We start from the raw sequence: 25,194 nt of genomic DNA, 5'->3' as shown, positions 1-25,194 counted from the left end.
GGTTTGTGTTGATCGTAACGCCATCATAACCGGAGTTTGGCAATTGGCGAGGGGGTGGAAGGCGTTGACATCAGCCCTTTCATGGAAAAAGAAGACGCGATTTCAGCAGGGAAAACAGATTTGCAGCGCAAGAGCGATGTAATCGTCATCGGGGCCGGTGCCGCGGGCATGATGTGCGCCATTCGCGCCGGTCAACGTGGCCGCTCGGTCACCGTACTCGACCATGCCCGTGCCGTCGGCGAGAAGATCCGCATCTCGGGTGGTGGTCGCTGCAATTTCACCAATATCAATGCCTCTCCGAAGAATTTCCTTTCCGCCAACCCGCATTTCTGCAAATCGGCGCTCGCTCGTTTCACACCGGCGGATTTTATCGCCATGGTGGATCGGCATGGGATCGCCTGGCATGAAAAGACGCTCGGCCAGCTTTTCTGCAACAACAGCGCCAAGGACATCATCGTCATGCTGCTCGATGAGATGCGCGCGGCGGGCGCCGTCTGGCATCTCGGAGTGGAAATATCAGGAGTTGAAAGGTCCGAAGGCGGTTTCCGAGTCTTAACATCGGAAGGTATCTGTGAGGCCGCCTCGCTCGTCATTGCAACCGGCGGGAAATCCATTCCGAAAATGGGCGCGACGGGCTTTGCCTATCGTATTGCCGAGCAATTCGGCCTTGCGGTGACCGAAACGCGTCCCGGCCTCGTGCCTCTGACGCTCGACCCAATCCTGCTCGAAAGCATTGCGCCACTCTCAGGCATCTCCGCGCCTGCCGAGATCCGCCACGGCAAGACTGCCTTTCGCGAAGCCCTGCTCTTTACCCACCGTGGCCTCAGCGGCCCTGCCATCCTGCAGATTTCCTCTTATTGGCGAGAAGGCGATGCCATCACCGTCGATATCGAACCCGATGTCGATGTTACCGCGCATCTGAAGAAGGCGAAACAGGCCAATGGGCGTCAGTCGCCGCAGACCGCGCTCGGCGAGATCGTGCCGAAGCGCCTGGCGCAATATATCGTCGAACGCGAGGCGATCAGTGGCAATATGGCCGATCTGTCGGACAAACTGCTGGCCAAACTCGCCGACGCCGTGCAGAACTGGTCCGTCAGGCCTTCCGGCTCTGAGGGCTACCGCACGGCGGAAGTTACGCTCGGCGGCATCGACACGTCAGCCCTCGATTCACGCAGCATGCAGGCCAAGGCCGTTCCCGGTCTCTATTTCATTGGCGAATGCGTTGATGTGACCGGCTGGCTCGGCGGCTATAATTTCCAGTGGGCCTGGGCGTCCGGTTTTGCTGCCGGTGAAGCCTTGTAGGGCTGAATCTTTGTAGACGTGAAACTTTTTGAGCGATTCAAGACTTCTTAAGTTGCCTGCGCCATCCTGTCTCAATGGCAGGTTGGCAAAGCCATTCCTAAATTAAGCTTTACCGGCAAGCCGTTTTGTTGGATTGTTGTGTACAGATAAGAAGTGAGGTTTCGCAATGAACAGAAACACTCGTCGCGCCCGCGCCATCGCAATCGCCCAGGCGAAGCCTGATACGAAGCTCGTAACTCTACGTTATCTGATGCTCGCAGCCGGCGCGACCGCCGCCAGCATTGCTGCTCTTCTCTCCCACTTCATCTGATCTTTACAGCAGCTTGAAATGGAAGTTCCGGTCTCGCGACTGATAGATCGCGACTCTGCAGTGCGCAAAGTGCAACTATTGTGCAATCAAGGGTAATGCGCTCTTATCGCTTATCCGAAAATTAATATCTAATCAGACACATTGTAGACGAATATTTGGGTCTTTCCGGTCTTGCTGGAAATGGACTGGCAATGATTGCCGCCCTCTAGGGTTCCCCAACTGTTAGTAGATCAGCTGATATGCACCCGGCTGGCGCCAGAAGGCCGCCGGCGGGAGGAGTGGTGTATGAAAGGCACGGCGCGCAATGTTCATTGACAAGATTCTCTCTCGTTTCAAAATTCAGACCAAGGTTCTGATTTTTGTCCTGCCATTCGTCATCACTATTTCTGCCGTCGGTCTGACGGGTCTTTATGCTTCAGGTCTGCTGCAGGGCCGGATGGAGATTTCCAACAGCGTTCTCCAGTCGCTGAGCGGGTTCAAGGATCTCTACGCCTCGATGGATGACTTCCTGCAGACCACCAACGAGCAGGCGCGCGACAAACTTCATGCTGATATCAAGACCCAGGGGCAGACGCTGAACGCCACCATGGCGCAGATCGGCGACAGTGCCGGTCATGAAAACCTCCAGGCTGCCATTGAGGGCACCAACGGCATTTCGGATACCGTCGGCAAACTCTGGACGCTGCACGAGCAGGAAATGGCCCTTCGCAAGCAGATCGACGACGCCCAGAAGGTGATGATTACCAATCGCTTCAACGTCAGTTACGACGCCAAGCAGCTGGAAGAAAATATCCGCACCGACGAAGGCAACGCGACGGCAACGCTTCGCGCAGCCGACCGTCTCCTGAAGGGCGGCGATACACTGGCTGCCGCCATGAATGACTTCAACAAAGCGCAGACGTCGGCTGACAAGCTGAAGGTCGTGACCGACGCGCTTCCTGCGATCGTCAAGGCGCAGCGCATGATTGAAATTTCCGTGCCGCAGAACCAGAAGAGCATGACTCAGTCGATGGCGCAGACCATCAGTGATCTGAAGGCCCAGGCGGCAGCACCCGACGCCAGCACGGATGATGGCGTTGCCAATCTCGGCCGTCTCGTTTCCCGCTTCCGCCAGATGTCGACCTACACACAGCTCACCGCTACGCAGATGATGCGTGAGGCGACGACGACCTTCGTGGAACTCGACGGCCGCATCGCCCAGACCAACTCGGTGCTGGAGGATACGCGGCGCCTTGAAAGCTCCATTTATTCGCTGCAGCTCGTGCTTGCCGATTTCAATGCCAAGCCGAACAAGGAAAATCGTGTTCGCCTGAGCCAGGAAATCGCTACGCTCAACACCATGCTGAACACCCTTCAGGCCAGCGCCAAGGGTATGAATTTCGCCGGTGATATCGTCGATGCGATTACACCCGCCCTCGCTTCGATGGATAAGGGTGCACAAAGCCTCGTTGATGTGATCAATCAGCGTACGGCTGACTATGTCGCCGCGCGTCAGCAACTCGACGGTGTCTGGGGCCAGCTGACCAGCTTCGCGGAAGAGCAGAAGCAAACTGCGGGCGCGGAACGCGAACAGGCAAACAGCATCTCCGTCGGCACGACCGCGCTCGGCATCCTGGTGTCCATCGTCGGCGGCATCGCGCTGGTGCTGACGCTGCAGCGGCCGATCGCTCAGATCACCGCCGCCATGCGCCGTATAGCGGAAGGTGCGCTCGACACCAACATATCAGGCGAAAAGCGTCACGACGAAATCGGCGACATGGCTCGTGCGCTCGGCATCTTCAAGGAAAATGCCATCTCCAAGATTCGCATCGAGGAGCAGAGCGACGAAGAGCGCCAGGCTGCCGAACATGAACGCCAGCGCAACGACGCCGAAAAGCGCGAGATGGACCGCCAGATCGAGTTCGCCGTCAACGAGCTTGCCGCCGGCCTCGAGCGCATGTCGCAGGGGGATATCTCGACGACGATCGATACGCCTTTCATTGGCCGCCTCGAACAGCTCCGTCAGGATTTCAACGGTTCGATGATGCGCCTGCAGGCGACGATGAGCCAGATCCGCGATAATGTTCAGATGATCCAGGGCAACGGCAACCAGATGGCTCAGTCCGCCGAGGATCTTTCCAAGCGCACGGAGCAGCAGGCTGCATCGCTCGAAGAAACCGCTGCTGCCGTCGACCAGATCACGGTCACCGTCCGCTCATCTGCCGAGCGCGCCAAGGACGCCGACCAGATTGTCCGTCAGGCCAAGCGCAGCGCCGATGACTCCGCCGTCGTCGTCAACAATGCAATCGAGGCCATGACCCGTATCGAAGACGCGTCGCGCCAGATCGAGCAGATCATCGGCGTCATCGACGAAATCGCTTTCCAGACGAATCTGCTGGCGCTGAACGCCGGTATCGAAGCCGCGCGTGCCGGTGAAGCCGGCAAGGGCTTTGCCGTTGTCGCCATGGAAGTCCGCGAGCTTGCTCAGCGCTCTGCCGCTGCTGCGCAGGAAATCAAAGGGCTCATCAACAAGTCAACGAACGAGGTCAATTCCGGTTCGCAGTTCGTACAGGAGACCGGCACGGTTCTTGCCAAAATCAGCGCCCAGATCGTCACGATCAGCCAGCATGTTGAAATGATTGCGCGCGCCAGCCACGACCAGTCGAGCGCGCTGCAGGAAGTCAATTCCACCGTCAACCAGATGGACCAGATGACCCAGCAGAACGCTGCAATGGTGGAAGAAACCACGGCTGCCAGCCGCGAATTGGCCAACGAGGCGGATGCGCTGCTGCATCTCGTCCAGCAGTTCAAGATCGACGGCGACAGCGACATGCACTTGTACCGCGCCGCCTGACCGGGGCCGTAGGGAATGACAAGGTGGCCCCGTTTCGGGGCCATCTTATCGGCCGCCAAATCATGCAGCGGTTATACAGGCAGCCTCGCATCTGCATTCAGCTTCGTCAGGCCGAACCTTCGCGCAGCCGTCAGCATTGTCTGCCGCCAGCGTCAGCCAGGCCGCAAGTCGTATCAGAAAGCTGTTCCCAGCTTCATTGTAAAAGGCGTCTTCTTCCTTCATCCGGTCGCGTGGCCCAGCGGGCAGCAACAGTCTCGCTTGCTGCCTTCGGCCGCCGATGGCCGCCATCACGAAATAGTCGATCATGGTGATGTCCTTTCATCTTATGGACATCGCTTGATCTACACATCAAAATTCGCTTCTTGAACAGGCTAAATCCCATTATGTTTTTCAGCCATGAAAAACACCAATTGGGATTCCTATCAGCTGTTCCTGCAAGTCGCCCGCACCGGTGGCCTGACAGGCGCAAGTTCTGCCACTTCTCTCAGTCCGGCGACGATTGGCCGTCGCATGCTTGATCTTGAGCAGGAACTCGGCCGCGCGCTGTTCCACCGCAGCCAGACCGGCTATCGCCTGACATCAGATGGACAGACCCTGGTTGATCATCTGCTGGAGATGGAAGCGGCCGCCCGCAAGGTCGAGGCATGGCGGCAATCTGCCGAAGGTGGCACGACGGTGAGGATCGCCGCCGGTACCTGGATCTCCTGGCTGCTGACGGAGAATTTTTCCGCAATCCGCATGCCGGGCGATGCGTTCGGTATCTCCCTGACGATCGGCGAAGCGCGGGCGAACCTGAACTACCGGGAAAGCGATATCGGTATCCGCGCCTTTGAGCCGGAAGAAAGCAATCTCGCCGCCCGCCGGTTGGGCGAGGTCGCCTATGCCGTCTATATTCGCCGCAATGCCAACCAGGACGACATCAGATGGATCGCCGTCAGTGAAGAGGACGCCATCTCCGCCTACCTGCGTTGGCCGTATCAGCATGTCCGATCCGCGATTGTCGCAACCGTCAACCGCCCGCGCTCCCTGCCGGATCTGGTGCGTGCGGGTGCGGGAAAGGCAGTGTTGCCCTGCTTCGTCGGTGATCTCGATCCGGAGCTTGAACGTTGCGGAGGTGAGCTGCCGCAACTCCGGCATCGCCAATGGATCGTCATGAATGCCGAGGATCGTCATCGCCCTGAAATCCGCACGGTTACCGACCGCATGACGAGACTTCTGAAAAGCTATACCGACCTCTTCGCCGGCCGGCGCGCCAGCCGTAGTTAATTGGAAGTGCCCTGCGGCCGACATCCAGGGATTAATGGCCGCATAATAGCGATTGCAGGCCTCGGTTTGCGCGTTTTCGAGACCTGAGGAAAGGGAGGGCCCGCCGGTCCGCGCAGCAGCATCATGGGAGAACAGCGCGGACTTGGCGTTCGGCATCGTCGCCGTCAGCGCATCGAGTAAATTCCTGCCACGACGTCTCGCCAAAAAGCGCGTCGTAGACCAGATCGAACTTCGAGTTTTTTCATGCGGCGAACCGGGCATATGCAGTTCCGTCCGAGGGAATCCTCATTGTGCGGTGACTCCGCTGTGGCGACAACTGGGTCAAAAAGCGTAGGTCCGGCAGACTGTGTGCCGCCGGACCTCTGGCGTCAGCTCCTGTTTGCGACGATGACGGGTATCAGCAGATCGCCCCAGTTTCCTTCACCGCCGTGATGCCGCGCAGAGCGCACCAGCTCGACCGAAACACCGGCCTCGACCGCCGTCATCACTGATTGGTTCAGCCTGTGCAGATCATTGGCGAGCATACGGATTGCCGCTTGCTGATTGTCCGTCATGCTGCTTGCCTGCTCTTCCGTCCGTTCGCGGACGCGTGCAATGGATGCCATGTCACTTCCTCCTCTATTCGGCAGCCGGCTTGAACTGAGCGTGTTCGGTTGATTCTCCCATGGCCGTCGTAGAAGCGCGGCCGCCGGTGATTGCGAGCGACACGGCATCGAAATAGCCGGTGCCGACTTCACGCTGATGCTTGGTGGCGGTATAGCCGCGCGCCTCGGCGGAAAATTCCGCCTGCTGCAGCTCGCAATAGGCTTCCATCTGCCGCTCGCGATAGCCGCTCGCGAGTTCATACATGCCGTAATTCAGCTGGTGGAAACCGGCGAGCGTGATGAACTGGAACTTGTAACCCATGGCGCCGAGCTCGCGCTGGAACCTGGCGATCGTCGCGTCGTCGAGGTTTTTCTTCCAGTTGAAGGACGGTGAGCAATTATAGGCGAGCAGCTTGCCGGGATGCACCTTGTGCACGCCCTCGGCAAAACGGCGCGCCTGCTCCAGGTCCGGCTTCGATGTTTCGCACCAGATGAGGTCGCAATGCGGCGCGTAGGCAACGGCGCGTGCGATGCACGGCTCCAGTCCGTTGCGCACCTGATAGAAGCCTTCGACCGTGCGCCCGGCATCATAGTCGACGAAGGGATGGTCGCGTTCATCGATATCCGAGGTCAGAAGCTTGGCCGCTTCGGCATCGGTGCGGGCAATGACAAGCGTCGGCACGCCCATGATATCGGCCGCAAGCCGCGCCGCGTCCAGATTGCGGATATGAGCGGCAGTCGGAATCAGCACCTTGCCGCCGAGATGGCCGCATTTCTTCTCGGATGCCAGCTGGTCCTCGAAATGAACGCCGGCGGCACCCGCCTCGATATAGGCTTTCATGATCTCGAAGGCATTGAGCGGCCCGCCGAAACCGGCTTCGGCATCGGCGACGATGGGGGCAAACCAGGTTTCGACCGAAAGCTCCTTACCCTCTGCCGTCTCGATCTGGTCGGCGCGCTGCAGGGTGCGGTTGATGCGTTTGGCCAGTTCCGGCCCGGCATTGGCCGGATAAAGCGATTGATCCGGATACATTGATGATGCGGTGTTGGCGTCAGCGGCAACCTGCCAGCCGGAGAGATAGACTGCCTTCAGCCCGGCGCGCACCATCTGCATGGCCTGGTTGCCGGAGAGCGCGCCCAGCGCGTTGACGAAATTCTCCTCATGCAGAAGCTGCCAGAGGCGCTGAGCCCCCATCTCAGCCAAGGTATGCCGCAGCGTTACGGAGCCGCGCAGCCGCTCGACGTCATCAGCGGAATAGGGCCGCTCGATGCCGTCGAAACGGTTAGCCGGTGCATTGCGGATGAGTTTGTAAAAATCAGACATGGCAATCTCCTCATTGACTTCCCACGCTCGAGCGATGATGACAGGATTTACAAATTGGACGAATTGTCCAGAAATCCTTTGATTTCAGAACAGGAAAAAGGTTACGATGAGGAAAATTTACAGGTTTGTTTGTAATTTTGTAAAAATTAGTAAATAACATGATGTAAAGGATGTGACATGCCTGAACGGAAGATATTCGCAGGCCCGAAAGTCAGGCGCATCCGCAACGCGCTGGCGCTGACGCAGACGGCCATGGCCAAGGCGTTGGAAATCTCGCCCTCCTACCTGAACTTGATTGAGCGCAATCAACGCCCCTTGACCGTCCAACTGCTGCTGAAGCTTTCCGCCGCCTACCGCATCGATCTCGATGAACTGCAGGGTGAAACCGCCGGCGGCCTTGGCGAGTTGAAGGAGGTTTTCGCCGATCCGTTGCTATCGGGTGAACTGCCGGGCGACCAGGAGCTTGTCGAGGTGGCCGATGCAGCGCCCAATGCGGCAAGTGGCATGATCAAGCTCTACCGCGCCTACCGCGAACAGGCGGCCCGGCTTTCCGATCTGACAGCCCTGATGGCAGGCGAAGGTCGTGCGCCTGTCGCCACCGGCCGCTTGCCGCTGGACGAGGTCAGGGAAGTGCTGGAGCGCCGCTCCGCCTATTTCGCTGATATCGAGGCGGCGGCAGAACGCTTCACCAACGGACTTGCTGCCGGCACTGGTCTGAAGGATTGGTTGAAGAACGAGCACGGCATCAGCACGCGCATCCTGCCTGTCCATGTCATGCCGGATCTTCGCCGGCGTTTCGACCGTCATTCGATGCGCCTTTTTCTCTCCGAGCGTCTCTCGGCGGCCGATCAGGCACAGGAAATTGCGATTGAAGTGGCTAGGCTTGCCCTGCGGCCCGAGATCGAAGCCGCGCTTGAGGATCTGCCGCTCTCTTCCGACGAGGCGAGGCGCATCGCCCGCTTCGAGGTAACGCGCAGCGCGGGGCTCGCCCTGCTGATGCCTTATGGCGCTTTTTTTCTGGCTGCACAAAACACCCGCTATGACATCGATCTCATTCGCGCTCGTTTTGCCGTTTCCTTCAGCCAGGCTGCGTCACGCCTCGTCATGCTGCAACGTCCCGGCGCTGCTGGCATTCCGTTCTTTCTGATGGAAAGCGATGCTGCGGGCCATGTCATTCGCAGGGCAGGCGCCCTGGGCTTTCCGCAGGCTCGGTTCGGGGGCAACTGTCCGAAGCTCGCTATCCACGCAGCCTTTCAGGAGCCGGGCAGGATATTGGCTGAAACCGTCGCCATGCCGGATGGTTCTGTCTTCTTGACGATTGCACGCACGCTCGAAGGGCCAGTCGCGGAATTCGGTGAAAGGGTGCGGCGCACGGCCCTGCTGCTCGGCTGCGATGCCGCCCTGCGCGACGGTCTGGTCTACGGACGAAGCGATGTCGCGCCGGTCGCGATCGGCCCCGCCTGCCGTCTTTGCGAAAGGCGCGGATGCCTTTCTCGGGCCGAGCCGCCGCTGACGCGTCCACTCGCTCTGGACGAGACTTCCTCCGGCCTTGGAAGCTTCGATTTTCAGTGATTGTGAAATGATTGACACTGCAGGAATTTACGCTTGTAGGCTCTGAAATTCCTTTCTAATCTGCAGCCAAACCAGAGGGAAGAAGAGGTGTCCGGGCGCGCGATACCTCTGCAGACAGGAGATATTATGAGGTCAAGAATCGCCAACCTGACGGCAGTCGCCGTTGTCGCTCTCCTCGCCGCTGCGCCGGCCTTCGCCCAGGAGCGCGTCGTCAATGTCTACAACTGGTCCGATTATATCGACAATTCGATCCTTGAGGATTTCACTAAGGAAACCGGCATCAAGGTTGTCTACGACACGTTCGATTCCAATGAGACCGTGGAAACTAAGCTGCTCGCCGGCGGCACGGGTTATGACGTCGTCGTCCCGACCGCCGACTTCCTGCAGCGCCAGATCCAGGCCGGCGTCTTCCAGAAGCTCGACAAGTCCAAGCTGCCAAACCTTTCCAACATGTGGGATGTGATCCAGCAGCGCACGGGCGAATATGATCCCGGCAACGAATACGCTGTCGACTACATGTGGGGCACCGATGGTATCGGCTATAACGTCAAGAAGGTCGCCGAAATCCTCGGTCCCGATGTCAAGCCCGGCCTCGAGGTCATCTTCGATCCGAAAGTCGCCGAAAAGTTCAAGGACTGCGGCATCTATGTGCTCGATACGCCGAAGGACGTCATGACGACGGCGCTGCGTTATCTCGGCCTCGACCCGAACTCCACCAAGCCGGAGGATTTCAAGAAGGTCGAGGACCTGCTGACGGCCGTTCGTCCCTATATCCGCAAATTCCACTCCTCCGAATATATCAACGCCCTTGCCAACGGCGACATCTGCATCGCTTTCGGCTATTCCGGCGACATGCTGCAGGCACGCGACCGTGCGTCCGAAGCCAATAACGGCGTCGAGGTGAATTACTCGATCCCGAAGCAGGGCGCACAGATGTGGTTCGACATGATGGCGATCCCTGCCGATTCCAAGCATGTGGCCGAAGCACATGAATTCCTGAATTACATGATGAAGCCGGAAGTCATCGCCAAGGCCAGCGACTTCACCTTCTATGCGAACGGCAACAAGGCCTCACAGCAATTTGTCAGCAAGGACGTGCTGGAAGATCCGGCGGTCTATCCGACGGATGAGGTGATGAAAGGTCTCTTCACGGTGCGGCCGTGGGATCCGAAGACCCAGCGAACTGCGACACGCATCTGGACGAAGGTCGTCACCGGCCAGTAAGTCGATACCAAGCCCGGACGGAAACGTCCGGGCCTTTTAATTCCCGGCCCGGGTGGAGGCCGGCAGAACATTGTATTTCGGGGAATAATATGAAGTCTCTCGGTAATATCCGCCGCGCTTTTGCGCCTTGGACCGATCCGTCTGCAAAACCCTTCATCGCTTTCAAGAATGTCACCAAGCGCTTCGGCAATTTTACCGCCGTCAATGATCTGTCGCTGAACATCTATCATCGCGAATTCTTCGCGCTGCTCGGCGCGTCCGGCTGCGGCAAGTCCACGCTGCTGCGCATGCTCGCCGGCTTTGAACAGCCGACATCAGGCGAGATCGTCCTCGACGGCACCGATCTCGCCGGGACGCCGCCCTACAAGCGGCCGGTCAACATGATGTTTCAGTCCTACGCTCTTTTCCCGCATATGACGGTCGAGAAGAACATCGCTTTCGGGCTGAAGCAGGATGGCATGCCGAAGGATGAGATAGGCGAGCGCGTGTCGCAGATGCTGAAGCTTGTGAAGCTCGAACAGTTCGCCTCTCGCAAGCCGAACCAGCTTTCCGGCGGTCAGCGCCAGCGTGTGGCGCTCGCCCGATCGCTTGCCAAGCGCCCGAAGGTGCTGCTGCTGGACGAGCCGCTTGGTGCGCTCGACAAGAAGCTGCGCGAGGAAACCCAGTTCGAACTGATGGATCTGCAGCAGACTCTCGGCCTCACCTTCGTCGTGGTCACCCACGACCAGGAAGAGGCAATGACCATGGCCGACCGTATCGCCGTCATGAGCCATGGGAAGGTGGTACAGGTGGCGACCCCGGCCGAAATCTACGAGGCGCCGAATTCCCGCTTCGTGGCCGATTTCATCGGCGACGTGAACATCTTCGACGGCAAGGTGACCGCAGCGGCAAATGGGGCTGTCGAGATATCAGTCGAAAGCGGCTTTACGATCCGCACCGCCGCCACCGAAACTCCTACCGTCGGCAACGCGGTCGGTTTCGCCATTCGCCCGGAAAAGATGCGTGTCACGCGCGAGGCGCCCGCAAATGCCTCGGTCAATGCCGCCAAGGGCGAGATCTGGGATATCGCCTATCTCGGCGACATGACTGTCTTCCACATAAAACTGCCAAGCGGAAAATTCGTCAGAGCCTCTTCCCTCAACGCACAGCGCGCCGTCGACGACCCCTTCACCTATGATCAGGAAATCTGGGTCTCCTTCGATGAAGACGGCGGCGTGCTGCTGAAGGATTGAGATCATGGGAACGCTTGCCTCACGCTTCTACAGTCGCCTCGTTATCATCATTCCCTACGCCTGGCTTTTGCTTTTCTTTCTGGCGCCGTTCTTCATCGTCTTCCGCATTTCGTTGTCGACGACGGCAATCGCCATACCGCCTTATGAGCCGGTCTTTTCGCTTGCGGATGGCTGGAGCGGTTTTTGGAGCAAGGTCGCGACCTTCTCCTTCGACAATTACGGTTACCTCATCGACGACCCGCTCTATTTCAAGGCCTATATTTCGAGCCTCGTCATTGCGGCGATTTCGACGTTGCTGATGCTGCTGATCGCCTATCCGATTGCCTATGGCATGGCGCAGGCGCCTCGTACTATCAGGCCGACACTGCTGATGCTTGTCATCCTGCCGTTCTGGACGAGTTTCCTGATCCGCGTCTATTCCTGGATCGCCATCCTGAAACCGGAAGGGCTTCTCAACCAGCTTCTCCTGTCGCTGCACGTCATCGACAGCCCGCTGATTATCCTCAACACCAGCACTGCCGTCTATATCGGCATCGTCTATTCCTATCTGCCCTTCATGGTGCTGCCGCTCTATTCGGCGCTGGAAAAGATGGACGGCACGCTGATCGAAGCGGCCCAGGATCTCGGCTGCACGCCGATCCAGGCCTTCTGGCGCGTCACTTTCCCGCTGTCGATCCCAGGTGTAATTGCCGGCTGCATGCTGGTCTTCATTCCCGCCGTCGGTGAGTTCGTCATCCCCGATCTGCTCGGCGGCTCGCAGACGCTGATGATCGGCAAGACGCTCTGGAACGAATTCAATGCCAACAGAGACTGGCCGGTCTCCTCGGCGGTCGCGACCATCCTGCTGCTGATCCTGGTGATCCCGATCGTCTTCTTCCAGAACATTCAGGCCAAGGCCGAAGAGCGGGGGAAATAAGTCATGCTGAGATGGACCCGTTTCAACATCATCTCCGTCGTGCTTGGCTTTGCCTTCCTCTACCTGCCGATCGTGCTGCTGGTGGTCTTCTCCTTTAACGAGTCGAAACTCGTCACCGTCTGGGGTGGCTTTTCGGCCAAATGGTACATCTCGCTGCTCTCCAATCAGGCGCTGCTTGATGCTGCCTGGGTGACGATCCGCGTTGGCCTGCTGTCGGCGACCTTTGCGACGATCCTCGGCACGATGGCGGCGATCACGCTGGTGCGCTTCACCCGCTTCCGTGGCCGCCTCCTCTTTTCAGGGCTGGTCTATGCGCCGCTCGTCATGCCCGAAGTCATCACTGGCCTGTCGCTGCTGCTGCTTTTCGTTGCCATCGGTCTTGACCGGGGATTCTGGACGATCACGTTGGCTCATACGACGCTGACCATGTGCTTTGTCGCGGTCGTCGTTCAGTCACGGCTTCTGAGCTTCGACCAGTCGATCGAGGAAGCTGCGCAGGATCTCGGCGCACCGCCGGTGCGTACTTTCTTCGAAATCACGCTGCCGATCATTTCGCCGGCGGTCTTTTCTGGCTGGATCCTAGCTTTCACCCTGTCGCTGGACGATCTCGTGATCGCAAGCTTCACGTCCGGTCCGGGTGCAACCACGCTGCCGATGAAGATCTACAGCCAGGTACGTCTCGGCGTGACGCCGGAAATCAACGCGGTCTGCACCATCCTGATTGCCATAGTGACGGCTGGCGTCATCTGCGCATCCGCCATTACCAAGCGCCGCGAAGTGCAGCGTGAGCGCGACGAGCGGGCAGCGGCGGCGACCGCTTAAAGCAATTCCAGAAAAAGTGCGTAGCGGTTTTGCGTCCGGAATTGCGTGGAACAGGAGCGCCAATTCCAGGGATTGCGTACAGCAACCCTAAGGCTGGGTTTTCCCGGGCGCGGTGAGCAGCGGCACCGGCGAAATCACCGGATTCGGCCATGAGCCGCCGATAAAGAAGGGCAGGAGCGGCAGATCGACTGCTCTTGCCGGATCAGTTGCTTCCAGCGAACCGGCGAGAGCAAGCCCGTTCGATTCATAGGTGATGACGCCCGACAGGGCGAGGGTCTGCTCAGAGCCGGCAAAGCGTGCATCATGGATTTCCGCGGTGCCATTGGCAAAATCGGCCTGGAAATCCAGCCTGTTGAAGGCGAATGCGCCGTTTGCAGCGGTGCTTAAAGGGAAAAATGCCTTCTGGGCTGCCTGCGCACGAACCGCAGAGATATCGACGCCGGGAATGGAACCGGCGGAGGTCCAGAACTTCAGCTTCCCCGTGACGTCGGCCAGCCCTGTCGTCCAGATCGCCTTCGGCGTCTGCAGCGAAAGATCAAGCGAGCCGATGGCATGCGGCAGCGGCCCCTTGAGCTGCAATTTCTGTGCAAGTGCGTTGAAGTCCGCGTCGCGAATCGAAAGCTGCAGTTTACCGCCGCCATCGAAGTCACGGCGGGTTGCTTCCAGGTGGGCTGTCATTTCGCCACCCTCGAACTGGCTGTCGCCGATATCGAACCTCGCCTCCTCGCCCGACACGATCACGCTGGCGCCGACATCCGCAAGCGAGAATATCCCCATTTGCGCCTGCCGCGCGGAAAGCCGCACGTCGAGATCAAGGAGTTGCAGCGGTCCGATAGGGCTCGGCTTGAGCAGATCGCCCAGACCACCGGCGGCAAGCCGCAGCGCGAAAGCGTCGAGGAACGGCTTGAGGTTCATCTGATCGAAGGCGAGCGTCCCCCCGATCTTCGGCCGCTTGCCGGGCGCGGCAGTGAAATCCATCGCGCCGGTGGCGCTCGCATCGTTCAGCGCCATACTGAGATTGTTGAAGCGAAAACCATTAGGCGCCGACATCATATCTGACGTCATCGATGCGCTCTTTAGCGTCTCGATTCCCGGCATCGACCTGCCGGACCATTTCAGCAGTGCAGGCACATCTGGAAAGCTGGCGTTGATATTGCCTGATACAGCCGAAAGGCTCACCATGCTGCCGACGCCCTGGAAGCGCGCTGTCATGAGATTCGAGGTAATCGAGGCTTTCATCTCCGCGTTTTTGCCAGCAAAGACCAGCAGCGGCGCAGCTGAGGCGAAGTCGATCTTCAGATCCTGGCCGTTGAAACGGGCAATGAGCACGGCCGAAATCGCTTTCGACAGCTTCGGCCAGGCAATATCGGCCGCGACGCTGTCCAAGTGATAGACATTGCCCGTGAGCGTATCGGTCACCGTCAGTGTCCCATCCTCGACGGTCACGGCGCCGATCTCCGCATCGAGCTTCGGATCGAGAACCTCCGTGCCGTTTTCGTCCTTTACGCCGCTGATCGCTCGGGCCAGAAGGCCGGCATAACTCCAGTCGATCAGTCCATTCTCATCGCGCGTGAGCGCAAGGTTTGGTCGCAGCAGGTGAAATTCATGGAAGCGCGTGCGGCCGCGCAGAGCATCGATCAGGCTGAAATCGGCCGAAAGGCTCTCGATGCGGCCGAGCAGCTTGTCGCCGCTTTTGCGCGGTTGGCGGATGGTGACGTCGTTGAGGGTAATGCGCGGCGTCGGCCAGAATTCGAGGACCGGATTACCTTTGATCTCGGCGTGGTAGCCGGTCCATTTCGACAGAGCATCTTCGATGCCCGAGCGCACGAAGCCGGTTGTGATGAGATAGGGAGCAGCAATCCTGAGTGCGAGGAAGAAGGCAAGCCCGATCAGCAGCGCAATGGTGGAGACACGGGCAAAGGCCGGCAGCCAGCGCGAGGCGGGGCCGATCCTTCTTCGCCATCTGCCTTGTCTTGACGTACCCATGAGCTCCGCCGAATTTCAGCCGGTTACCCGTTATTTCCTGATTTCGCCGGATATATGAAATACCGGGCATATGCAAATCCCCACGCGCGGCGGATCGCGTCGTTGCACACTTTATAATGCAATGCAGCATGATATAACTCGTGCATTGGGGAGGAGATTGAATGCAGGAAAACCAACCGCTTTGGATACCCTCTGAAGATGGAATCGAAAATAGCCCGATCCACGTCTTCATGGAGTACTGCAACGGAGACTTCGGTCTCGCTTTGAAAGGCTTTGAGGATTTGCATGCCTGGTCGCTCGCCGATCGGGAAAATTTCTGGCTGGCCTTGTGGAATTTCTGCGGCGTGAAGGGAGAGCGCGGCGCAGATATACTTGTCGACGGCGACCGCATGCTGAAAGCGCGGTTCTTCCCACAGGCACGCTTGAACTTCGCCGAAAACCTGCTGAGCGGAAGCGGGCAGGGCGACGCCATTATTTTCCGCGGCGAGGACAAGGTCAGGGATCGCTGGTCGTGGGATCGCCTGCGCGCGCTCGTCTCACGGCTCCAGCAGGCCTTTCGCGCGCTCGGTATTGGTGAGGGCGACCGTATTGCCGCCATGATGCCCAATATGCCGGAAACGGTGGCCGCCATGCTGGCGGCAACCTCGATCGGCGCCATCTGGTCGTCTTGTTCTCCCGATTTCGGTGAGCAAGGGGTGCTGGACCGCTTTGGCCAGATTACCCCGAAGCTTTTTATCGCCTGCGATGCCTATTGGTATAATGGCAAGCTGCAGGACGTGAAGTCGAAGGTGGTCGGCGTTGCCCGGAGCCTCGGCGTGCCGACGCTGGTCGTTCATTATGCCGGCAATGCCGAAGACGTGGCGCGCGAAACCGCCGGGGGCAAGACGCTTGCCGAATTCATTGCTCCCTTCGAGGCGAAGCCGATCGAGTTTGTGCAACTGCCGTTCTCCCATCCGGTCTACATCCTGTTTTCCTCAGGCACGACCGGCGTGCCGAAATGCATCGTACATTCGGCCGGCGGCACGCTTCTTCAGCATCTGAAGGAGCATCGCCTGCACTGCAGTCTGCAGCCGGGGGACAAACTTTTCTACTTCACCACCTGCGGCTGGATGATGTGGAACTGGCTGGCGAGTGGCCTTGCCTCCGGTGCCACGCTTTGCCTCTTCGATGGATCTCCCTTCGCACCCGACGGCAACGTGCTCTTCAATTATGCCGCTGAAGAGAAATTCGCGATCTTCGGAACTTCGGCCAAATATATCGACGCCGTACGCAAGAGCGGACTGACGCCGCGCACCAGTCACGATCTGTCGAGCCTGCGATTGATCACCTCCACCGGTTCGCCGCTGTCGCCTGAAGGTTTCACCTTTGTCTATGAAGGCATCAAGGCCGACGTCCAACTTGCGTCGATTTCGGGCGGCACGGATATCGTCTCCTGCTTCGTGCTCGGAAATCCACTGCAGCCGGTCTGGCGCGGCGAAATCCAAGGACCAGGTCTCGGTCTTGCCGTCGATGTCTGGAATGACGAAGGCAAGCCGGTTCGCCAGGAAAAGGGCGAACTGGTGTGCACCAAGGCCTTTCCTTCGATGCCGGTCATGTTCTGGAACGACCCTGATGGCACCAAGTACAGGGCCGCTTATTTCGAGCGCTTCGACAATGTCTGGTGTCATGGCGATTTCGCCGAATGGACCGAACATGGCGGCCTGATCATCCATGGCCGCTCGGATGCGACGCTCAATCCTGGCGGCGTGCGCATCGGCACGGCGGAGATCTACAATCAGGTCGAGCAGATGGAAGAAGTGGCCGAGGCACTCTGCATCGGCCAGGATTGGGATGACGATGTGCGCATCATCCTCTTCGTCCGGCTGTCGCCTGGTATCGCACTGTCAGAGGATCTGGTGAAGGCGATCAAGGCCCGCATTCGCGTCGGCGCATCGCCGCGCCACGTACCGGCCAAGATCATCGCGGTTGCCGATATACCGCGTACGAAGTCCGGCAAGATCGTCGAACTGGCGGTGCGCGAGGTCGTTCATGGCCGGCCGGTGAAAAATCAGGAAGCGCTTGCCAACCCCGAGTCGCTCCAGCTTTTTGCCGGGCTGGATGAGCTAAAGGTCTGACAGCGAAAGCTAAACTACAATTTTTCGCCGTTGATCAATTCCGCGTTCTGGAAACCTTCCGTTAAGAAAGGTTTGTCAAAGGTGAAGCCAACTTGGGGGCCGTACATGAAGAGATGGCCTGGAACCGCGGTTCCCGAAACATGATGTTATCAGGCTAAGCTCTTGTTTCTACCAGCGCTAACTCTCGAAGGCAGCCTTTGGCTGCCTTTTCTTTGAAGCGCAATTCCAGCAAAAGTGTTCAGCGGTTTTGCGTCCGGAACTGCGCTAAAACAGGTACTAGCCGGCCAGAACGCGCTGCGACGGGAAGGTGATTTCCACCAGCGTTCCCTCGTTCGGCGCGGAACTGATCGAGAAGATAGCCCTGTTGGCATCCACCATTGCCTTCGTCAGCGGCAGGCCGAGACCCGTGCCATCGCCGCGATGGCGTGACTGCGTGGAGGAGACTTGCCGGAACGGCTTCATCGCCTGATCGAGCTCGCTGCGTGTCATGCCGATGCCGGTGTCGCGCACCCGCATCGCCACGCTGCCGTTCGCCTCATAGGAGGTGGAAACGACAATCTGTCCGCCTGATGGCGTAAAGCGGATCGCGTTCGACAGGATGTTCAGTGCGATCTGCTTGATCGAGCGCAAGTCGGCAACCACGTCGGGCACAGACTGCGACAGGGCCGTACGGATGATGACCCGCTGGCTGTTCGCCTGCGGCTGTACCAATGCAACGGCTTCCGAGATCGCTTCATTGAGACCGACGGAGGCGAAGTCGAGATCCATCTCGCCCGCCTCGATCTTGGAAATGTCGAGCAGGTCGTTGACGATATCAAGAACGTGTCGGCCCGAACGGCCGATGTCGTTGGCATATTCGATGTAGCGTGGATGGCCGATAGGTCCGAAGCGTTCGCTCGCCATCATGTCGGAAAAACCGATGATGGCATTGAGCGGCGTGCGGATTTCATGGCTGACGCGCGCAAGAAAATCCGTCTTGTGGGCATTGGCGGTTTCGGCTGCACCCTTGGCATTGCGCAATTCCTCTTCGGTGCGCTTCCATTGGGTGATGTCGCGGATGACGGCGCAATAGCCGTTGGATGAGGTCAGGCGACCCATGGTCATGAACAGCGGCACGAAGCCTCCGGCCGCCTCACGGCCGATCACTTCGCGTCCGTCGTTCAGCACGCTTGCCACGCCGTGGCCGGAAAGGCCGTGCAGATAGTCGAGCACCGCCTTCTGACTTTCATGCGCAAACAGCATGACGAAGGGTTTGCCGCGCGTTTCCTGTTCGTCGTAGTTGAAGAGGGCGCTTGCCGAGCGGTTCATGGAGCGGATATCGCCTTCCGTGCCGATGACGACAACGCCGTCGGTTGCCGTTTCCAGGATCGAGCGCAGCTCCTCCACCTCGACCTGCAGCTTGGCGACCTTCTCCACCATTCGGTCGGAGCGCTGATCGAACCGGATAACCTCGCCCTTGCCTTCTTCCCGGGTTTCGACCGGCATCAGCGCGAGCATCAGGGCGTTGGAATCTTCCCAGCGAACCGACTGCAGACGAGCCGTGACCGGCACCAGCCTGTCATCGGCTTTGACGAGCATCATCATGCCTGCGCCGTTTTCGAGGTCGTGGCGTTGCAGTAACGCGTCGATGCCGCCCACTTCGGAGAGGGCTTCGACCGAATCGTAGCCCGTCAGCCGCAGAAATTCCGGATTGCCATGGATCAGCCGGTCGCCGGTATGGATCAGCACGGCAACTGGCAGCAGATCGACGGCGGGCGCCGAAAGTCCGTCCGTCATCTTCACGCGTGGTGGGATGAAGCTGCTTAGAACCTCAATCTGGCTGACCGTCTCTTGCAGACCTTCGGTTACTTCATCTTCGGCTTCCGCTACTGGGATCTCTTCGGTATCCGTGGCAACTTCCGGCTCTGCAGCGGCCTCGAAGATCGTTTCCTGCGACGCTTCGATGACAGGCTTTTCGGTGCCAGCTTCTTCCGCGGCCGGTATCTCCCCTGCGTCAGATTTCGGCGGGACAACCGGCTCTTCGCGGCCCGCACCGAAAGCCTCGAGGCGTTTGGCGATCTCACGGAAATTCGCCTGCTCGGCGGCGGTGAGGCCGTTACTGGCACCGTGAAGCTGCACGATCTTGTCGGTAAAGCGGCGGTTGGGCGTTTCGGAAATGCGCAGCGCCGGCGGCTCGTCCAGTGTGTCGCTGGGCTGCGGCTCTTCTGGCTGCCCGGCAATCTCAGGTTCGAATGCGGATTGATCCTCGACGATAGGTTCCGGGGCTGTCGCCGCTTCCACTTCCGGTACGTCGTCTTCCTCGATATCAGGTTCCGGGTAAACTACTTCTTCGTTTCGCGGCGCAGCTTCGGCAATGACTTCGGGCCGTTGTTCCGGCAGTTGAGGCGCTTGCTGTGCGGCCTCTTCCGGCGCCGGTTCATTGGCCGGACCGAGATAGGAAGTGTCATGGCCGATACCCTCAGGCCCGAGCGTCAGTCCGAGCGCCAGAGGATCTTCCTGAACGTCCGACAGGCGCACGACGCCGAAGCCACGGAAACCATCGAAGTCGCGATTGCGCGTATAGGTCGGCAGGGCGGCCAGATCGACGGGGACGACAAGGCTCGTGCCCTCGATCGGCCAGTAGATCGTCTTGCCGGACCAGGTATCGCGCCGCGCTAAGGCCTCGCTAAGTTTGGCCTCTGGATCAAGATTGAAGAGGGCCGCCACGTCGGAGAAAGCGCTGCCGATGATATTGCTTGCGTGCGGGCCGACAGCCTCGGCAAATTCGTGAGAAACTTCGCTGAACCGACCTTCCGCATCGATCTTCCAGACAAAACGGGTGGCGCGGCTGTTCGGCTTGAAGACGAAGCCGCTTTCCTTCGCGGCGGCTGCCGGTGCTCCGGGCGCGACGGGTGCTGCCGCGAAATTTTCGGCAAGGGAAGTGACCGGCTCAACCCGCTCGGCGGCCGGGGCCTCTGCGCTTGCCTCTACTGTTTTTTCCTCGGGAGCAGACGCATTGGTCGGCTGCTGGATTTCGCCGCTGGCGTCTTCGACGACAGCTGCTTCAGGTTCGGGAATGTCCTGATCTGCTGACGGCTCAGATCGGATTCCAACCGGATCCTCAGTGCCGCCGGTGATTTCCTCCAGCGTCTCCTCGACCTCTTCGATGCCGGAAACTGCGTCGATCGCCTCCGCTTCCGTAAAACCTGCCGCAGGTGCGGCAATATCATGAATTCCATCTGCTGCGGCTTCTGCCCGCACCATTTCCTGCGGCGCAGCCTCTTCTTTACCGGCGGAGGGCTCGATCGTGTCAACATGACCGGTCGCCGTTTCGACGGCGAAGAGAAGATGGAGTGCCGGCTCGTCGTTGAGTTTGCCGACGGCGGCTGGCAAGTTGCCGCGGCCAGTCGCAACCGGTCGCTTCACCAGGCGATCTGGATGCGCGCCGGCAAGTGTGATGAGAGTCCTTGCCGCCTGCTGTGTGATGCCGAGCGAGGCGAAACCTGGCGAAGCGGCAATGACCTCGCCCTCTGCTCCGATCACAGCCATATGCGTATCCGGGTCGTCGAGGCCATGCAGCATCTGTGCCGCATTTGCACCCGCCGTCAGCGGGCGCGTGGAGACCGGAACGGAAAACAGGATGGCCTTCTCGCCCGAAGCGAGACGGATGAGTTCCGACGAGGCAGGCGCCTGCACGCGCTGGAACCCCCTGGCGATGCGGATGATGAAGGTTTTCTGGTCGCCGACATTGCTAAGCTGGCGGGCAGCCGCCTCAAGCTGGCGGAAGGTGATGTCGGCATGGCCGACGCCCTGATCGAGCAGGTCGTAGACCGCCGTATGGCCGAAAAGCTCAGCGCCCGCGCCATTTGCCCAGAGCAGGCGAGAAAGGTCACTCGAGAAGAGAACCATGGCTTCGCCACGCGAGAATCGTTCACGCACCCGCGCATGCACGGCAATGTCGATGAACGGATACTGGACTGCGGGCATGATCGAACCTGTCGCTTTCGGCCACTTGGAATTAACTGCTTATTAATAACTGCAGGTCTGCGACCGGTCCAGAAGAGCGGGGAGCTTTCGGCCGGAAAGGTTAACGTATTGTGCGACGCACAATGATATTGCAATGCACAATAAAATGCCCTATATAAGACATATCCAATTTAACGCCGGGCACGGGATTTGCCCACCTCAAAGGACGCTATCCGATGGCTACCATAAAGACCGATGACGTTTTTTCAATTGCTTCTTTCGACCCGAGCAAACTGGCAGAGTCCTTCCGCGACTTCGCTGAAAAGGGTGCTCAGCAGTCCAAGGAAGCCTATGCCAAGCTGAAGTCTGCAGGCGAAGAAGCCGGCAAGACGCTTGAAGCAACCGTCCAGACCGCACAGGCTGGCAGCGTTGAACTCGGCCTCAAGGCAATCGACGTGCTCCGCATCAACGCTGAGAGCTCGCTTTCTCACATGGAAGCGCTTCTCGGCGTCAAGTCCGTCGCCGAATTCGTCGAACTGCAGACCTCTTTCCTGCGCAAGCAGGCTGAACTGACCGTCGAGCAGGCGAAGTCGCTGCAGGAAACCGCCAAGCAGGTTGCCGAGAAGGTTGCAAAGCCTTCCAAGGACGCTGCCGAAAAGGCCATGGCATCCTTCAAGGCTGCCTGATCGATTGCTCTCGATAGCCAATAAAAGGCTGGACCACGCGTTCAGCCTTTTTGTATATTGAGTGCAAATCGGGACTTGAATTAAAGTTCAAGTCCTCGTATGTGACCCCCGTCGCGCCAAACGCGGCATTGTGCGGTTGTAGCTCAGTTGGTTAGAGCGCAGGTTTGTGGCACCTGAGGTCAGTGGTTCGACCCCACTCAACCGTACCATCTCCCCCATAAGTTGGTTTCCTTTGACGGCAATACGCGGCATCGGCGTTTTTTCACGTCAAAATGATGCCTGCTCGCATTTTGCTATTGCCGTTAACATTGGTTTACCTATTTATGTGCGGTGCGATGCAGCAATCGCCCGATGTTCTCGTTGCGTCGCAAAATGCTGGCGGTTTGCCGCCTGGGGGTAGGGACAGTCCACCGAGGCATTAAGGAGAATTTGATGTCCATTTCTGTTCAGAATATAGAGGAATCGACCGCGGTTTCCCCGATTGACGTGGCAGCTGCGGTTAAGGACGCACGTACTGCGGTTGGCTACAGCATTGAAGATCTCGCAGTTACCTGCGGTCTGGCCAATGGCGAAATTCTTGAAATTGAAAATGGCGAAAGCGCCGATCCGGCAAAGCTGAAGCGTATCGCTGCTGCTCTGCAGGTTCCGGTTTCGGCTTTTCTGCATATCTGACAAGGCGACAGGGCCGATCGGCATTTTTCTGATCGGCCGTCGTCCTCTTTTTAGGGGACAGGGTTGGAACTCTTGCGGCTCCCGCGCCGTTCAAACGGTCAACGGGAGTTATGCGTATGTCGAAAACCCTTCTTTACGGCGCGACGAAGATCGATGAAACGAATGCCGCCTATGCGGCTGTCGCCAGCCTCGAACAGTTCCAATGGAAGAACCGTGTTTTCGTTGTTATCGCTGATCGAGACAATTCCCGCGCCGCGCGGCAGGAAAACCTCCTGCTTGCTGATCGCACCGCTCTTGAGGAGCGAGACATCGTCATTGTCAAGCTTGTCGGATCAAGCATCAAATCGCTGTTTGGAAGCGGACACGCGTTGAATGGTCAGGCGCTTCGAGAAGAGCTGGAAACGCCCGATATGGGAGAATTTGCTGCCTTTCTGGTCGGCAAGGATGGAACGGTAAAGCTGAAGGTCAGCGAGCCGATCAGCGCCGGTGAACTTTTCGCCATCATCGACAGCATGCCGGTACGCGCAGCCGAAGCCGTCAAGCAAGACAAATAATCTGACATTGCAATCGTAAAGGAGCCGGCCATGTCCGTCCCCAACGAACCTATTCCCGATCAGCCGCCAATGCCTTCGCCGGGCTGGAAGCCGCAGCCGCCGATAAAGGAGCCGGAGCCCGATCGCCTGCCGGATGAAACACCCCTTCCCAATCCTGACGAGAACGAGGAACCGGCAAAGCATCTATTAGAGCCTTTCCTGGTTAGATTGTAGCATTCTGCCGGAGCAGGTTTGTGTCAGGGCAAAGGCGATAGGCGACGGGCATACCCCAAGGTACGTCCGAGCCGATCGCCTTTGATCCTGGCGCAAAGATGCCCGGCCCTAGCTGGTTTGCAAGCAAACCACCGGGGTTGGCTGAAACGGGCCGCCTGATCGACCGGCCGGCTTGGCCGTAGATCTGGGCTACGACGCGCGCCGGCCGGTCGACCATCCGACTCCGTTTGAGCCAACAGAATGCTGCAATCTAACCAGGAAAGACTCTAAGTGTCATAGGAAAATCTGTCGCTCCTCGTTGACGAGCTCCTGCAGGAAATCGATGACGCTGCGTACGCGCACCAGATCGCGCGCACTTTCGTGATAGGTCGTCCAGTAAGCGCGCCGGATTGAGACCTGCGGCAGGATTCGCACCAGCTCCGGATATTGCCGGGCAATATAGTCATGCAGTATGCCGATGCCGGCACCTGAGCGCACGGCCTCCGTCTGGCCGATCGCCGTCGAGATTTCGAAACCCGCGTCCCAGCTGCGCATCACCTCGCCGGAGAAATTCAGCGAGGCAGTGAAGATCAGATCCTCGACATAGCCGATGCGGGGATGGGCCTTGAGAGCATCGACATCGTCGGGCTTTCCGTGCCGGGCGAGATAGTCGCGCGATACATAGAGCCCGAGCGTATAATCGGTGAGCTTGGAGGAAACGAGCCGGCCCTGTTCCGGCCGCTCCAGCGTGATCGCGATATCAGCCTCGCGCTGCGACAGAGAGAAGGAGCGCGGCACCGGTACGAGCTGGATCTTTAGTTCCGGATGGCGTTCGATCAACCTTCCCATGCGCGGTGCGAGGAAGGAAACCCCGAACCCGTCGGGCGCGCCAACGCGCACTGTTCCGGCAATGGCCGTATCGGTGTGGCCGAGATTGGCCTGCGCGGCGAGCATTTCCGTTTCCATCCGCTCGGCGGACGTCAGGAACACCTCGCCTTCGGCCGTCAACTCACAGCCATTCGTGCGGCGAATGAACAGCCGAGTCTTCAAAGCCTCTTCCAGCGATGTCAATCGACGAGAGAGCGTGGCGTGGTTGAGCCCCAGCCGCTTCGAGGCGGCGAGGATCTGCCCGGTGCGGGCAACGGCGAGGAAAATGCGAACGTCGTCCCAGTTCATTTGGAAAGCATCACAATCGGATCGACATCGATGAGGGTCAGCGACCTCACCATGTCTGATGTGCCGTTCTTGTATTTGAGGAAATGGGCTGTCCGCAGATGCGCCTCGTAGGCTTCTTGATCGGCATAGACTTCAAGAATGCGGATCTTACTTGGATTGTCCCTGATGGAAACAGCGATCAGCGAAAGCACTCCGTCTTCCTGCGCGACGGATGCCTCGATCTCTTCTGTGAGCAATGCACGATACTCTTCGAGCTTGTCCGGATCGATCTCCAGTTCAGCCATTCTGACCATCCGTCTCCCGCTCATCGCTTTGACCTCTCATTGGGTTTGACTTGTCCTGATGTCGTGCCAAGTTTTGAAGTAATCCACCTGATGCAACGACACCAGGGCTATAATATACGCACAACGGTTGCTTATCGTAGCGCATTGATTTGTGCAAATTGAAGTGCGATTGTTGCGCCATGCATAGAGATCAGGAGGAA

At 58.8% G+C, this 25,194-nt stretch carries 21 protein-coding genes and 1 tRNA gene; 15 read left to right on the top strand and 7 right to left on the bottom strand.

Annotated elements, in window-relative coordinates:
- Positions 1–81 precede the first annotated feature (81 nt).
- From EV281_RS08240 to EV281_RS08235, 3 genes are all read left to right on the top strand, one after another.
- The gene (locus tag EV281_RS08240) at positions 82–1,302 is read left to right on the top strand and encodes an NAD(P)/FAD-dependent oxidoreductase (protein ID WP_132652607.1); all 1,221 of its coding nucleotides are present in this window, start codon (positions 82–84) and stop codon (positions 1,300–1,302) included.
- Positions 1,303–1,468: 166 nt separating this feature from the next.
- Positions 1,469–1,612: a hypothetical protein gene (locus EV281_RS31075; protein WP_165911859.1), complete on the top strand. Its 144-nt coding sequence runs from the start codon at positions 1,469–1,471 to the stop codon at positions 1,610–1,612.
- 304 nt (positions 1,613–1,916) lie between these two features.
- A complete protein-coding gene (locus tag EV281_RS08235) occupies positions 1,917–4,445 on the top strand; it encodes a HAMP domain-containing methyl-accepting chemotaxis protein (protein ID WP_132652606.1) in 2,529 nt (842 codons plus the stop codon).
- 60 nt (positions 4,446–4,505) lie between these two features.
- On the opposite strand, the gene EV281_RS08230 is transcribed toward EV281_RS08235, so the two are convergent.
- Positions 4,506–4,751, bottom strand: coding sequence for a hypothetical protein (locus tag EV281_RS08230; RefSeq protein WP_132652605.1), 246 nt, complete (start codon positions 4,749–4,751; stop codon positions 4,506–4,508).
- A 90-nt stretch (positions 4,752–4,841) separates the two neighbouring features.
- Between EV281_RS08230 and EV281_RS08225 the strand changes: the two genes are divergently transcribed.
- On the top strand, positions 4,842–5,711 hold the full coding sequence (locus EV281_RS08225; RefSeq protein ID WP_132652604.1) for a LysR family transcriptional regulator: 870 nt from the start codon (positions 4,842–4,844) through the stop codon (positions 5,709–5,711).
- Positions 5,712–6,079: 368 nt separating this feature from the next.
- Here EV281_RS08225 and EV281_RS08215 read toward each other — a convergent pair whose 3' ends face one another.
- Both EV281_RS08215 and aceA read right to left on the bottom strand, forming a co-directional pair.
- Positions 6,080–6,316 carry a hypothetical protein gene (locus EV281_RS08215; RefSeq protein ID WP_132652603.1) on the bottom strand — a complete coding sequence of 79 codons (237 nt, stop codon included), beginning with the start codon at positions 6,314–6,316 and terminating at the stop codon, positions 6,080–6,082.
- A 13-nt stretch (positions 6,317–6,329) separates the two neighbouring features.
- Positions 6,330–7,619, bottom strand: a complete 1,290-nt coding sequence (gene aceA, locus EV281_RS08210) for an isocitrate lyase (RefSeq protein WP_132652602.1) — start codon at positions 7,617–7,619, stop codon at positions 6,330–6,332.
- A gap of 177 nt (positions 7,620–7,796) precedes the next feature.
- Here aceA and EV281_RS08205 point away from each other — a divergent pair, with 177 nt between their 5' ends.
- The 5 genes from EV281_RS08205 to EV281_RS08185 all read left to right on the top strand — a co-directional run bounded on the left by EV281_RS08205 (position 7,797) and on the right by EV281_RS08185 (position 13,385).
- A complete protein-coding gene (locus EV281_RS08205) occupies positions 7,797–9,191 on the top strand; it encodes a short-chain fatty acyl-CoA regulator family protein (protein ID WP_132652601.1) in 1,395 nt (464 codons plus the stop codon).
- A 126-nt stretch (positions 9,192–9,317) separates the two neighbouring features.
- Positions 9,318–10,415, top strand: coding sequence for a polyamine ABC transporter substrate-binding protein (locus EV281_RS08200; protein ID WP_132652600.1), 1,098 nt, complete (start codon positions 9,318–9,320; stop codon positions 10,413–10,415).
- 89 nt (positions 10,416–10,504) lie between these two features.
- Positions 10,505–11,647, top strand: a complete 1,143-nt coding sequence (locus EV281_RS08195; RefSeq protein ID WP_132652599.1) for an ABC transporter ATP-binding protein — start codon at positions 10,505–10,507, stop codon at positions 11,645–11,647.
- A 4-nt stretch (positions 11,648–11,651) separates the two neighbouring features.
- Positions 11,652–12,563, top strand: coding sequence for an ABC transporter permease subunit (locus EV281_RS08190; protein ID WP_132652598.1), 912 nt, complete (start codon positions 11,652–11,654; stop codon positions 12,561–12,563).
- A gap of 3 nt (positions 12,564–12,566) precedes the next feature.
- Positions 12,567–13,385 (top strand): ABC transporter permease subunit, encoded by an 819-nt coding sequence (locus EV281_RS08185; RefSeq protein ID WP_132652597.1) that lies wholly within the window; start codon positions 12,567–12,569, stop codon positions 13,383–13,385.
- Positions 13,386–13,472: 87 nt separating this feature from the next.
- Here the strand turns inward: EV281_RS08185 and EV281_RS08180 are convergent, their stop codons facing one another.
- The gene (locus EV281_RS08180) at positions 13,473–15,371 is read right to left on the bottom strand and encodes an AsmA-like C-terminal region-containing protein (protein ID WP_132652596.1); all 1,899 of its coding nucleotides are present in this window, start codon (positions 15,369–15,371) and stop codon (positions 13,473–13,475) included.
- Positions 15,372–15,532: 161 nt separating this feature from the next.
- Here EV281_RS08180 and EV281_RS08175 point away from each other — a divergent pair, with 161 nt between their 5' ends.
- Entirely contained in the window at positions 15,533–17,485 is a 1,953-nt protein-coding gene (locus EV281_RS08175; protein WP_132652595.1) for an acetoacetate--CoA ligase, read from the top strand.
- Between the two features lie 276 nt (positions 17,486–17,761).
- Here the strand turns inward: EV281_RS08175 and EV281_RS08170 are convergent, their stop codons facing one another.
- Positions 17,762–21,451 carry a PAS domain-containing sensor histidine kinase gene (locus tag EV281_RS08170; RefSeq protein WP_132652594.1) on the bottom strand — a complete coding sequence of 1,230 codons (3,690 nt, stop codon included), beginning with the start codon at positions 21,449–21,451 and terminating at the stop codon, positions 17,762–17,764.
- Positions 21,452–21,666: 215 nt separating this feature from the next.
- On the opposite strand from EV281_RS08170, the gene EV281_RS08165 reads away from it, so the two are divergent.
- From EV281_RS08165 to EV281_RS08145, 5 genes are all read left to right on the top strand, one after another.
- Entirely contained in the window at positions 21,667–22,116 is a 450-nt protein-coding gene (locus tag EV281_RS08165; protein WP_132652593.1) for a phasin, read from the top strand.
- A 132-nt stretch (positions 22,117–22,248) separates the two neighbouring features.
- Positions 22,249–22,325 (top strand) — tRNA-His (locus EV281_RS08160).
- 223 nt (positions 22,326–22,548) lie between these two features.
- A complete protein-coding gene (locus EV281_RS08155) occupies positions 22,549–22,788 on the top strand; it encodes a helix-turn-helix transcriptional regulator (RefSeq protein ID WP_132652592.1) in 240 nt (79 codons plus the stop codon).
- A 116-nt stretch (positions 22,789–22,904) separates the two neighbouring features.
- A complete protein-coding gene (locus EV281_RS08150) occupies positions 22,905–23,342 on the top strand; it encodes a DUF4174 domain-containing protein (RefSeq protein WP_132652591.1) in 438 nt (145 codons plus the stop codon).
- Positions 23,343–23,372: 30 nt separating this feature from the next.
- Complete coding sequence (locus tag EV281_RS08145) at positions 23,373–23,555, top strand: hypothetical protein (RefSeq protein WP_132652590.1); 183 nt, start codon at positions 23,373–23,375, stop codon at positions 23,553–23,555.
- 273 nt (positions 23,556–23,828) lie between these two features.
- On the opposite strand, the gene EV281_RS08130 is transcribed toward EV281_RS08145, so the two are convergent.
- Entirely contained in the window at positions 23,829–24,710 is an 882-nt protein-coding gene (locus tag EV281_RS08130; RefSeq protein WP_132652588.1) for a LysR family transcriptional regulator, read from the bottom strand.
- Positions 24,707–25,018, bottom strand: a complete 312-nt coding sequence (locus EV281_RS08125; protein WP_132652587.1) for a putative quinol monooxygenase — start codon at positions 25,016–25,018, stop codon at positions 24,707–24,709. The genes EV281_RS08130 and EV281_RS08125 overlap by 4 nt, the downstream gene beginning before the upstream one ends.
- Positions 25,019–25,194 lie beyond the last annotated feature (176 nt).

This window comes from Rhizobium sp. BK418, assembly GCF_004341105.1.
Taxonomy (GTDB): domain Bacteria; phylum Pseudomonadota; class Alphaproteobacteria; order Rhizobiales; family Rhizobiaceae; genus Rhizobium.
Note: the sequence above shows the minus strand (reverse complement) of the source record. Positions and strands in the feature narration are given on the sequence as shown.